We start from the raw sequence: 11,855 nt of genomic DNA on the forward strand, positions 1-11,855 counted from the left end.
ATTCTGTTCGACCCTGTGCGACGATGTTCACATGCTCGCCAGCCAGCGCCAGGAGCGCATCCTCGCGGCCGTCCGCACGCACGGCGCCGCACGCGTAGCAGACCTGGTCGAGAGCCTCGACGTGTCGGACATGACGGTCCGTCGGGACATCGCCGAGCTCGCCCGCGCCGGACTGGTGCGCCGCGTCCACGGTGGTGCCGTAGCACCCGACGCGCCGGGGCGACCCACCGACGAACCAGGGTTCGACGCCAAGCGCGGGTGGGCGAGCACCGAGAAGCTCGTCATCGCGCAGGCCGCGCTCGGCACGATCGAGCCCGGGCAGGCCATCGCACTGTCTGCCGGGACCACGACCTTCCTGCTCGCCGAGCTCATCGCGTCGGATCCTGCCCTGCGCCCTCTCACGGTCGTGACCAACGGGCTGCGGATCGCCGAGGTGCTGCACAACGCCACCGGGGTCCAGGTCATCCTCACCGGCGGTGTGCGCACGCCGTCGGACGCCCTGGTCGGGCCCGTCGCGGACTCGACCCTGGCCAGCCTGCGCGTCGACCGCACGTACCTCGGCGTGCACGGGTTCGACGCCGCGGGCCTGACCACCCCGAACCTGGCCGAGGCGGCGACGGACCGCGCGCTCATGTCCTGCGCCGCGGTCACCACCGTCCTTGCCGACCACACCAAGTGGGGCGTCGTCGGCCTGGCCCGCATCGTGCCGCTGGACGACGTGGACACCGTGATCAGCGACGACTCCCTGCCGTCGGACGCACGCCGCCACCTGACGGGCGGAGCGACCCAGCTCCGGCTCGTCAGCGTGGACCCGCTCGGCTCACCGACGAGCACCGCCCCCGCACCGCTTCCTGGAGCCCCATCGTGACCGTGCCCGACGCGACGACACTGCCCGTCCGAGTCACCACCACCCGTCTCGCCGACGGTCGTGAGCTCCTCTACTTCGACGACAGCGAGCCGTACCTCTCGGGCGCCCTGACCCGTCGGCTCGACGACCCGCGGCCCCTGCCGGACCGCTTCGAGCCGCTCGTCGGTGAGGACGGTGTCGCTCGCCCCGTGACCGGGCCCGAGCTGCGCCGCGACCCGCTGACGGGCGAGTGGATCCCGATGGCTGCCCACCGGATGAACCGCACGTTCCTGCCGCCCGCCGACGCGAACCCGCTCGCCCCGGCGAAGCCGGGTGCGGTCTACCAGGACGGCGAGATCCCGGCCGAGGACTACGACGTCGTGGTGTTCGAGAACCGGTTCCCGTCCCTGCTGGCCGTCCCGGGCGTCCCGGACGCACCGACGCTGCGCTCGGACGAGCCGCTGTGGACCGTCCGGCCGGCCGCCGGCCGCTGCGAGGTCATCTGCTTCTCCTCGGACCCCACCGCGTCCCTGAGGACAGTCGGCCCGCGACGCATGCGGACGATCGTCGAGGCCTGGGCGCAGCGGACCGAGGCACTGAGCGCGCTGCCCGGGATCGAGCAGGTCTTCATCTTCGAGAACCGCGGCAAGGAGATCGGCGTCACCCTGCACCACCCCCACGGGCAGATCTACGCGTTCCCTTACGTGACGCCGCGCACGCAGGCGATGCTCGGTGAGGCCCGCGCCCACGCCGCACGCACCGGCCGTCTGCTCGGACGCGACGTCCTGGACGCCGAGCTGGAGCACGGCGAGCGGATCGTGATCGAGTCCGAGCACTGGGTGGCGTACGTGCCGTTCGCTGCGCGCTGGCCGGTCGAGGTGCACCTCGCCCCCCGCCGGGACGTCCCTGACCTGCCGTCGCTCACGGGCGACGAGCGCGAGGACCTGGCTCGCACGTACCTGACCCTCCTGGAGCGGCTCGACCGGTTCTTCGTCGGCCCGGAGGGTGAGGCCATCCCGCTCCCGTACATCTCCGGCTGGCACCAGGCACCCGTCGGCGAGGGGCGCGACGTGTCCCGCCTGCACCTGCAGCTCTTCTCGGTCCTGCGGGCACCGGGCAAGCTCAAGTACCTGGCCGGCGTCGAGTCCGGCATGGGGGCGTGGATCAGCGACACCACCCCCGAGCGGATCGCGGCTCGCCTGCAGGAGATCGCGTGAGCGCGGAGGCCACCTCGGTCCCGTGGCTCGATGCGTGGACGCCTGAGGAGGGCGCCGAGCGGGTCCGTGCACTCTTCGAGGCCCGCTTCGGCGACGGTCCCCCGGACGGCACCTGGTCGGCCCCGGGCCGGGTGAACCTGATCGGCGAGCACACCGACTACAACGGCGGCCTGTGCCTGCCCATCGCCCTGCCGCACCGCACCTACGTCGCGCTGCGGCGCCGCGACGACGACCGGGTCCGGCTCGTCTCCGCCCAGGAACGGACCGGGCAGCGCGAGCTCGAGCTCGCGGACGTCGCGCCCGGAACGGTCGACGGGTGGGCCGGCTACGTGGTCGGTGTCGCCTGGGCCATGCGCGAGGCCGGTCTGGCCGTCGGCGGGTTCGACGTCGCCGTGGACTCCTGCGTCCCGTACGGCGCGGGGTTGTCGTCGTCCGCGGCGCTCGAGGCGTCGGTCGCGGTCGCGCTGGATGCGGTGTTCGGACTCGGGCTCGCCGGCGCCACCGACGACGCCGGACGGAGCAGGCTCGCCGCGATGTGCGTGCGCGCCGAGAACGAGATCGCCGGCGCCCCGACGGGTGGCATGGACCAGGCGGCCTCGCTGCGCGCGCGCGCCGGCCACGCGCTGCTGCTCGACTGCCTGGACGGGTCGCTACGGCACGTGCCCTTCGACCTGAGTGCGCACGGGCTTGCGCTCCTCGTCGTCGACACGCGCGCCGAGCACCAGCTCGCGGACGGTCAGTACGCCGCTCGCCGGGCGTCGTGCGAGGCCGCCGCGGCGCGCCTGGGAGTCGCGACCCTCCGGGAGATCACGGTGGACCCCCGGGGCATGGAGTGGGCGCTCGACAAGCTCGACGACGAGGTCCAGGTGCGTCGGGTGCGGCACGTCGTCACCGAGATCGACCGCGTGACCTGGTTCGTGGCGCTCCTCGAGTCGGGCGCGGTCGACGCGGTCGGCCCGCTGATGAACGCGTCGCACGCGTCGCTGCGCGACGACTACGAGGTGTCCTGCCTCGAGCTCGACCTCGTGGTCTCCGCGGCGATGTCGGCGGGCGCGCTCGGTGCCCGGATGACCGGCGGCGGCTTCGGCGGCTCTGCGATCGCACTCGTCCGGGCTGACTCGGTCGACGAGGTGGCCCGCGCCGTGCACGCCGCGTTCACGAGCGCGGGCCTGCGGTCGCCCGCGTTCCTCGTCGCGACCGCGCAGACCCCGGCGGCCTGAGAGTCGCCCGTCGCGCAGGCGTGACCTGCGACGTGGCGTGTGCGCGCTAGCGCGGTTCGCACAGTAGTGTCTCACTCGCGGTTGCGGTTCCAGATCATCCTCGAGGCGGATCCGAGCCCTCTCCCGGGTCGATACCGTCCGACCAGCCGTTCGGCAACGCACCAGCTCATGAGCACAGGCACCACCCCGGGGCGACCACGTCGCACCCGCACAGCCACTCGACCCGAGGAGTCCGACCGTGGGGGTCACCCGCAGGATCATCTTTCCGATCGTCCGCCTGCTCCTGTGGGCGGTCATCGCAGCAGCACTGGTCAAGATCGCGTTCACCGGAGCGGACGTCGGCGGTGAGGGCACCTCGTTGATGCCGACGGGCGCCGCCGTGGAGCCGACCGTCCAGGTGGAGACGGCCGCGGTGACCAACGCCGTCACGATCCAGGCCTCCGTCGTCGCCGACCCGGCCGTCGTGGTCAAGGCGACGCTCGCCGGGACGGTCAAGAAGCTGCGGGCCAAGGACGGTGACGTCGTGGCTGTCGACACACCCATCCTCGAGATCCGCAAGGAGACGCCACAGGACCCCGTGGTCACCACGAACGCCGAGACGGGTGAGACCACCACGACCGAGGTCAAGCCCAAGGTCGAGGTGGTCGTCGTGAAGTCGCCCGTCGCGGGGACGCTGTCGCTGCCCACGCTGAAGGATCAGGAGGTCACGGTGGGGACCCAGGTCGCGACCGTCGCGCCCGGCACGCTCTCCGTGAGCGGGACACTCACGCCTGACCAGCAGTACCGGCTGGTCGGAGCCCCCACCCAGGCGAGCGTGACGCTCAACGGCGGACCGGCGCCGTTCGACTGCGCAGGGCTGCGAGTCGGTACCGCTCCGCAGAGCACCAGCGCGGACCCCGACACGGACCCGGGCGCGACACCGCAGTCGAGCGGCACCGTGGCCTGCGCGATCCCGGCGGGCGTCACCGCGTTCCCCGGTCTCGGCGCGACCGTGGAGATCCTCAACGGGTCGGTCGACGGCGCCGTCGTGGTCCCGATCTCTGCCGTGCAGGGCACGATCCAGACGGGCAATGTCTGGCTCGTCGGCGCGGACGGCGAGAGCACCAAGAAGGCCGTCTCGCTCGGGCTCACCGACGGGAAGGTCGTGCAGGTCACCGACGGCCTCGCCGCAGGCGACACGGTCCTGCAGTTCATCCCGGTGCCCGGCGGGGCCGGCCTGCCCGTTGACTGCACCATGAACTACGACCCGACGGTGTGCGGCGGATGAGCCTGCTCGAGCTCACCGACGTCACCCGTTCGGTCCGGCTGCCCGACGACCGCCTGCTGCACATCCTGCAGGGCGTCACCCTCTCGGTCGACGCCGGCGAGCACGTCGCCGTCGTCGGCCGCTCGGGAACGGGCAAGTCGACGCTGCTCAACATCCTCGGTCTGCTGGATGCTCCGACCAGCGGCGAGTACCTGCTCGAAGGCGTTCCGATCGGGCGCCTCTCCCACGGCACCCGCACCCGCCGCCGAGGCCGCGACTTCGGGTTCGTCTTCCAGCAGTTCAACCTGCTTCCCGGGCGGACCGCGCTCGAGAACGTGACCGCTCCCCTGCTGTACGCCCGCGGGAAGCAGTTCTGGCGCCGCGCCACGCTGGCGCGGCAGATGCTCGAGCGCGTGGGCCTCGGCGACCGGGTCGACACCATGCCGGACAAGCTCTCGGGCGGTGAGCAGCAGCGCGTCGCCATCGCCCGCGCCCTCGTGCGTGGACCGCGCGTGATCCTCGCCGACGAGCCGACCGGCGCGCTCGACGTCGAGACGGGCGGCTCGGTCATGGACCTGCTCGACGAGATCGCGTCCCAGACCGGCGCCGCACTCGTCACCATCACGCACGACCTGGCCGTCGCGGCTCGCGCCGAACGGCAGTACCGCCTGACCGAAGGAGTGCTGGTGCCGATCCGGCTGGACTCGGGCTCGGACTGGGTGGGCGACGTGCCGACCCTGGTCGCCGACCGGTCGCGAGCGACCGAACGGCCGATGCCCGAACCCGAGGTGCTCGCATGACCGGCATCGTCGGAGCGATAGTCGAGGCCTGGGACGAGCTGCGGATCCACAAGCTCCGCGTCCTGCTCGCACTGATCGGCGTCGCGTGCGCGGTCACCGCCATCACGAGCGTCACGGCGGTCATCGCGATGCTCAAGCAGGCGACCCAGGAGCAGACCGACCGGCAGAACGGTCGCCAGATCACCCTCATGGTGAGCGCCTACCCGAAGGGTCAGTCCGCCGCGACACCCGCCGAGTGGGACACCGCGTTCGGGGAGCTTCTCGACCGCTACTCGATCACCTACGCGAGCCGCGACGCGTGGCTGCAAGTCCCTGTGCGCCTCGCCGCCGGGAAGCGGACGATCCAGATCCGCACCGTGGACGCGGACCTGGGCACGATCAACCGCATCGTTCCTGTCGCGGGCCGCTGGTTCACCGACGTGGACGAGACCGCTTTCGCTCCCACCCTCGTCGTGAACGAGTCCTTCCTGCACCAGCTCGGGCTCAACGACCTGTCCAGCCACCCGACCGTCGAGATCGGGGACCGGGCGCCGGTCACCGCGACGATCGTCGGAGTGATGGCGAACGACTGGCCGCAGGCCGACCCGCTCGCGATGGCCCTCTACACCCCGTACCACCGGTGGATCGGCGCCGACGGGTCGGGCATCCAGTCCGGCGGTGCGGCACCGCCCGAGGGGTCGATGGCGGCGTCGATGAACCAGCAGGTTCCGACGGTGTACCTGTGGGTGCCGAGCGACCAGGCGCACGAGCTGACCGAGCGGATCACGCAGGACATGCAGAGCGTCGCGCCCGGCTGGCAGGTCGACGTCTCTGACAACGCCTACCGCGGCGGCGGGCTCGGCAGGGCGACGACGTACGTCGGCATCGGGATCGGCGGGCTGGCACTTCTGCTCGGCGGACTCGGCCTGGTGAACATCGCCCTCGTGACGGTGCGCTACCGGATCCGTGAGATCGGCATCCGACGCTCCTTCGGCGCAACGTCGGGCCGCGTGTTCTTCGGCGTGCTGCTCGAGTCGGTCGTCGCCACCTTCGTCGCGGGGCTCGTCGGCGTGACGATCTCGGTGGCGATCATCAAGAACATCCCGGTCGACCGCCTGTTCGGAGGCGGGATCCAGGACATGCCGCCCTTCCCGATCTCCGCAGCGGTCGTCGGGATGCTCTGCGCAACCGCGGTCGGTGCGCTGGCTGGGATCATCCCGGCGAGCTTCGCGGTGCGCGTCCGGGTCATCGACGCGATCCGCTACTGAGGGGGGATGCAGCGGTCGCAGGCCACCGGGGCCAAAAGTCCACCCACAGGCGGATCAACTGCCCCGGTCGGACCACTAACGTCACGTTCGGCGCCCCCGCGACGGGCGCCAACCACAACGCCGAGGGGGCAACCGCACGTGAGAAAGACTCAGTTCGCAGCAGCCATCACGACCGCTTCGGTGCTCGTCCTGCTGGTCGCCGGGTGTAGCGGCGGGCCGGCGGACTCCGAGCCCACCGGCGGATCCTCGACCGACGACATGGGTCCGCTCTCCGAGATCATGAACAACCTGGGCGGCGCCCAGGACGAGGCCAAGATGAACGAGCAGGCGGCCGCCTCCGAGGAGATCGTCGCCGCCTGCATGCGCGACCAGGGCTTCGACTACATCCCGCAGGACACGAGCGCGATGGCCCCCTCCGAGGCGGATGCCGACATGCCGGACTGGGACTCGCTCGAGTTCGCCCAGCAGTACGGCTACGGAGCGACCACGTGGCAGGACATGCCCGGCTCGCAGACCGAGGGTCCCGAGGACCCGAACGCCGATGCCGTCGCGGCCATGAGCGAGAGCGAGCAGACCGCGTACTACGAGGCCCTCTACGGCAAGCAGGAGGAAGAGCCCGCACCGACCGGCGTCGAGACCGCCGACGCGTCCGGAGAGTCGTCCGAGGACGACATGCAGGAGTACGACTGGACGACCGCCGGGTGCCAGGGCAAGGCCCAGCACGAGACGTACGAGCAGGGCCAGATCTGGGAGGACCCGGAGTTCAAGCCGCTGTTCGACGAGATCAGCAAGCTGTACGAGAACAGCGCGGACGACGAGAGCGTCCTCGCCGCTCAGGAGGAGTGGGCGCAGTGCATGGCCGACGCGGGCTTCGACTTCGACACCCCGCAGGACGCCCAGCAGAGCATCTACACCGCCTCGGACGGCATCCCCTACGACGAGACGACCGGTGAGCAGGACCCGACCGCCCTCGCCGACCTGAAGAAGACAGAGATCGCCACGGCCGTCGCCGACCGCACCTGCAACACGAAGGCCGATCTCGACAAGGCCACGCTGGCGGCCAGCAAGAAGGCCGAGCAGGAGTTCGTCGACTCGCACAAGGAGGAGCTGGACGCTCTCGTCGCGAAGGCCGCCGAGAACGCCGGCTGAGGCACGCCGCTCTCCCCACCGTGCCCGCTACCTCGCAAGGAGAACGCATGAGCTCCCCACTGTCCACCGGGCGCCGCACCATCGTCGCGATGGCGGTCGTCGCGGTGGTCTGCCTCGGCGCCGGGCTGCTGCTGAGTCGGCTGCTGACGTCTCCGGGCAAGGCTGCCGCCGACGCGGCGCCACCCGTCGCGGGGCCGATCACCGTCCCGGTCGAGAACCGGGTGATCGCCAACACCGTCGTCATCCGAGGCGACGTCGGGTACGACGACCCGGTGACGCTCCGGGTCGAGACCGGAGACCTCGGCGGACCGGCAGTGGTCACGGGCCAGGTGCCGGCGGTCGACGCGATCCTGCAGCCGGCGTCGGTCGCGCTCGAGGTGGTGGGCCGCCCGGTGATCGTGCTGCCCGGGGACCTGCCGACCTACCGGACGCTCCGGGCCGGTGTCTCGGGGCCCGACGTCGTCCAGCTCAAGGCGGCGCTGGCGTCGCTCGGGATCGACGCGGGCGCCTCCACCGACACGTACGACGCAGCGACGGCCGCCGGAGTCCGTGCCCTGTACCAGCGCGTGGGGTACGAGCCGCCGACGGCCGGCGAGGACCTGACCGCGGCCGCCGAGTCCGCGCAGGACGAGGTCAGGAGCGCGAAGTCCGCTCTGGCGGCAGCCCAGCGTGCGCTCGCAGCCGCAGGCACCGGTCAGGCACGCTCCGCGCTGATCGGTCTGGACACGGCGGTGGCGGTCGCCAGGCAGACCCTGGCGACCGAGCAGGCGCGGTGCGCCTCGCCGGCGCCTGCGCCTGCGCCTTCCCCTTCGTCCGAAGGGGGTTCGCCCGCACCTGAGCAGGGCGAGCCGTGCAGCCCGGTCGCCGTCACCCAGGCACAGGGCGCGCTGGACCAGGCCCTCGCCGCACGCCAGGAAGCCGATGCTGCGCCACAGACGGCTGCCGAGCGCGACGCCGTCGCCTCCGCCCAGCTGCAGCTCAGCACGGCGCAGAAGCGGCAGACGGAGGCCGAGAGCGCGACGATCACCCCCCTGCCGGCGAGCGAGGTGGTGTTCGTCCCGACCCTGCCGCGCCGGGTGGACAGCGTGGACGTCCAGCGCGGCGGCACGGTGTCGGGGAACTTCATGTCGGTGTCGGGCGCGACGATCCAGGTGGTGGGGGTCGTCTCGCGTGAGGACACCGAGCTGCTGCCCGTCGGCACCACCGGCACGGTGTCGGTCGACGACACCGACCTCACGGTCACCGTGACCGAGGTCCGCGACCCCAAGCCGAAGACACCAGCCGACCCGGCCGCCCCGGCGGACCCGGCCAAGGACGACGCTGCGGCCCCCGGTGACCGCAAGGAGGTCGTCTTCACGCTGCCTGCCCTGACCGCGGAGCAGGCCGCCTCGCTCCAGGACTCGAACGTCCGTGTCCGTGTCCCGGTCAGCTCGACCAACGGAGAGGTGCTGGCCGTGCCGCTCGCCGCACTGACGGCCGGACCCGGTGGCGAGTCCCGGCTCGAGCTCGCCGGCAAGGCCGGTGCGAGCACCCTGGTGACCGTGACGACGGGGCTGGCCGCGGACGGTTTCGTCGAGATCGCGAAGGCGGAGAAGCCGCTCGCCGCCGGCGACCTGGTGGTCGTGGGAACCGCCAAGAAGGACGAGCCGGACCCGAAGGCCACGGCCAAGGACTCGAAGGCGAAGGGATGAGCGTCCTGGAGCTGCTCGACGCGGCGGAGGACGTCGGACCGCAGGCTCCGGTGCTCGAGCTGCGGGCCGCGACGAGGTCGTTCGCGGGTGATCCGCCGGTGCACGCCCTGCACCAGACGGACCTCGTGGTGCAGGCGGGTGACTACGTCTCGGTGATCGGCCCCTCGGGCTCCGGCAAGTCCACCCTGCTCAACCTCCTCGGGCTGCTCGACCGGCCGACCGAGGGCGAGTACCTGCTCGACGGCATCCCGACGCGCGACTCGGGCGAACGAGAGCGCGCGGCCCTGCGGGCGGGGCACATCGGCTTCGTCTTCCAGGCGTTCCACCTCATGCCGCACCGCACGGTCCTGGAGAACGTCATGCTCGCGACCCTCTACAGCGGCGTACCGCGCGCGGAGCGCCGTGAGCGCGCCATGAGCGCCCTCGACCGTGTCGGGCTCGCCCACCGGACGGACTTCCTGCCGACCGTGCTGTCCGGCGGCGAGCGTCAGCGCACGGCGGTCGCACGAGCGGTCGTCGCCCAGCCGCGCGTCCTGCTGGCCGACGAGCCGACCGGCAACCTCGACTCCGAGAGCACGTCCGCCGTGCTCGACCTCTTCGACGAGCTGCACGCCGACGGTCTGACGCTGCTCGTGATCACGCACGACGCCGACGTCTCGGCGCGGGCTCAACGTCGTGTCCGGATCGCCGACGGTCACCTGCGGGAGCTGACGTGACGACGCAGACGGTGCGCGGCGCGCGCAGCGACCGGTTTGGCATCCGCGACCTGCTCGCCGAGGCCTCGGCCGGCATCGGTGCGCGACCCGGCCGGCTGATGCTCACCATCCTCGGCACGGTTCTGGGCATCGCGTCGGTCGTCGTGACGGTCGGTCTCGCCCAGACGGCATCCGGCCAGATCAACAAGCAGTTCGACGCGGTCGCCGCCACGCAGGCGTCCGCACGACCCACGACCTCGTATGGTCGCGACGGGCAGGAGCATGCGCAGGCGCCGCTCCCCTGGGACTCCGCCGCACGCGCCCTGCGGCTGGCCGGCGTCGAGGCGGCCGGCACGATCTCGCCGGTCACCGTCGGCGACGTCGAGGTGACGGCCGTCCCGGTGCACGACCCGTCCGCGCCGCGCACCACGTCCCCCGACGTCGTGGCCACGTCGCCCGGCGCGCTCGACGCGGTGCGCGGCCACGTGGTCCAAGGCCGCTACTTCGACTCGGGGCACGATGCGCGCGGTGACCGTGTGGTCGTCCTGGGTGCCAAGGCCGCCGAACGGCTGGGCGTGACGCGTGTCGACCGGCAGCCCTCGATCTTCATCGGGACCGACGCGTACCAGGTCATCGGCATCGTCGACGGTGTCGCGCGTCGCTCGGACCTCCTCGGCGCCGTCATCATCCCCGAGGGCACCGCACGAGCGGACTTCGGCCTCACGTCGCCGGCCGAGCTCGACCTGCACCTGGCCGTCGCGGCCGGCCCCGTGGTGCACGACCAGCTGCCGGTCGCGCTCAACCCGAACGCGCCGGAGACGGTCGACGTGGACACCCCACCGGCCACGTCCTCCGTCCGGGCTGGCGTGCAGACCGACGTCAACACGATCTTCCTGGCGCTCGGCGGTGTGGCGCTCCTGATCGGCGGCGTCGGCATCGCGAACGTCACGCTGCTGTCCGTGCTGGAGCGCGTCGGTGAGATCGGCCTGCGCCGCGCGCTGGGTGCCACGCGCCGGGACATCGGTGCCCAGTTCATGGTGGAGTCGGTCGTGGTCGGGCTGCTGGGTGGCCTGATCGGCGCGGCGGTCGGCGTCGCTGCCGTCGTCGCGGTGAGTGCGGCGCAGGACTGGACGCCGATCCTCGATCTGCGGATGGTGGCGGTCGCAGCGCTGGCCGGTGGCGTGATCGGTCTGCTCGCGGGCCTCTACCCGTCGCTCAAGGCCTCGTCCATCGAACCGATCGCCGCGCTGCGCGGGGGCGTCTGACGCGTCGCGACCTCCCCGACGTGCCCGTCCCTGACGGACCACCGAGGAGGTCGCCTGACGATCAGGCGGGCGGCTGCGGACCGGTCGCGAGCAGTACCTCGAGGCGGGCCCGGTACTCGGACTCGTCGATCTCGCCGCGGGCGTACCGCTCGGCGAGCACGGAGCGAGCGCTCTGGGTGCCGCCGCGCGGGCCCCACCCGCCGTACTCCGCCCAGTACGCGCGGCGGCGGCGAGCGCCGAAGAAGATGCACAGGGCGACGACGCCCAGCCAGAAGAACGGGATGAACAGGAACCAGGGGCCGGGACCCCAGCCCCAGCCCGTCCCCACGGGGTGTGCCGCCACCGCGGCGAGCGAGCTGAACATGATGACCTCCGGGTCGTGCGGGGCGGCCGACCGTCGGCCGCACCACCACACTCGCTCGCGGCAACCTCGGCCGTCGTCGTCCAGCCGGAGCGTCCGCCCGCTCCATCCGGACCG

The 11,855-nt window shown here is 72.2% G+C and carries 11 protein-coding genes; 10 read left to right on the forward strand and 1 reads right to left on the reverse strand.

Going from position 1 to position 11,855, the window contains the following annotated elements:
• Window positions 1–31 precede the first annotated feature (31 nt).
• From N553_RS0100795 to N553_RS0100840, 10 genes are all read left to right on the forward strand, one after another.
• On the forward strand, window positions 32–868 hold the full coding sequence (locus tag N553_RS0100795; protein ID WP_028044952.1) for a DeoR/GlpR family DNA-binding transcription regulator: 837 nt from the start codon (window positions 32–34) through the stop codon (window positions 866–868).
• Between the two features lie 2 nt (window positions 869–870).
• The gene (galT, locus tag N553_RS0100800; RefSeq protein ID WP_034620935.1) at window positions 871–2,064 is read left to right on the forward strand and encodes a galactose-1-phosphate uridylyltransferase; all 1,194 of its coding nucleotides are present in this window, start codon (window positions 871–873) and stop codon (window positions 2,062–2,064) included.
• Window positions 2,061–3,284 carry a galactokinase gene (gene galK / locus N553_RS0100805; RefSeq protein ID WP_034620435.1) on the forward strand — a complete coding sequence of 408 codons (1,224 nt, stop codon included), beginning with the start codon at window positions 2,061–2,063 and terminating at the stop codon, window positions 3,282–3,284. Before galT ends, galK begins: the two co-directional genes overlap by 4 nt.
• 238 nt (window positions 3,285–3,522) lie before the next feature.
• Window positions 3,523–4,551: a secretion protein HlyD gene (locus N553_RS0100810; protein WP_028044955.1), complete on the forward strand. Its 1,029-nt coding sequence runs from the start codon at window positions 3,523–3,525 to the stop codon at window positions 4,549–4,551.
• A complete protein-coding gene (locus N553_RS20455; protein ID WP_034620936.1) occupies window positions 4,548–5,330 on the forward strand; it encodes an ABC transporter ATP-binding protein in 783 nt (260 codons plus the stop codon). Before N553_RS0100810 ends, N553_RS20455 begins: the two co-directional genes overlap by 4 nt.
• Window positions 5,327–6,577: an ABC transporter permease gene (locus N553_RS0100820; RefSeq protein ID WP_028044956.1), complete on the forward strand. Its 1,251-nt coding sequence runs from the start codon at window positions 5,327–5,329 to the stop codon at window positions 6,575–6,577. Before N553_RS20455 ends, N553_RS0100820 begins: the two co-directional genes overlap by 4 nt.
• 138 nt (window positions 6,578–6,715) lie before the next feature.
• Window positions 6,716–7,726, forward strand: coding sequence for a hypothetical protein (locus N553_RS0100825; RefSeq protein ID WP_156043646.1), 1,011 nt, complete (start codon window positions 6,716–6,718; stop codon window positions 7,724–7,726).
• Between the two features lie 47 nt (window positions 7,727–7,773).
• Window positions 7,774–9,417, forward strand: a complete 1,644-nt coding sequence (locus tag N553_RS20460; RefSeq protein ID WP_034620441.1) for a peptidoglycan-binding domain-containing protein — start codon at window positions 7,774–7,776, stop codon at window positions 9,415–9,417.
• Complete coding sequence (locus N553_RS0100835; protein ID WP_051639726.1) at window positions 9,414–10,133, forward strand: ABC transporter ATP-binding protein; 720 nt, start codon at window positions 9,414–9,416, stop codon at window positions 10,131–10,133. Before N553_RS20460 ends, N553_RS0100835 begins: the two co-directional genes overlap by 4 nt.
• Window positions 10,130–11,377 carry an ABC transporter permease gene (locus N553_RS0100840; RefSeq protein WP_028044959.1) on the forward strand — a complete coding sequence of 416 codons (1,248 nt, stop codon included), beginning with the start codon at window positions 10,130–10,132 and terminating at the stop codon, window positions 11,375–11,377. The genes N553_RS0100835 and N553_RS0100840 overlap by 4 nt, the downstream gene beginning before the upstream one ends.
• Window positions 11,378–11,438: 61 nt before the next feature.
• Here N553_RS0100840 and N553_RS0100845 read toward each other — a convergent pair whose 3' ends face one another.
• Window positions 11,439–11,741 carry an SHOCT domain-containing protein gene (locus N553_RS0100845; RefSeq protein ID WP_028044960.1) on the reverse strand — a complete coding sequence of 101 codons (303 nt, stop codon included), beginning with the start codon at window positions 11,739–11,741 and terminating at the stop codon, window positions 11,439–11,441.
• Between the last annotated feature and the right edge of the window lie 114 nt (window positions 11,742–11,855).

The sequence above is a fragment of the Cellulomonas sp. URHE0023 genome (assembly GCF_000688475.1).
Lineage (GTDB): Bacteria > Actinomycetota > Actinomycetes > Actinomycetales > Cellulomonadaceae > Cellulomonas.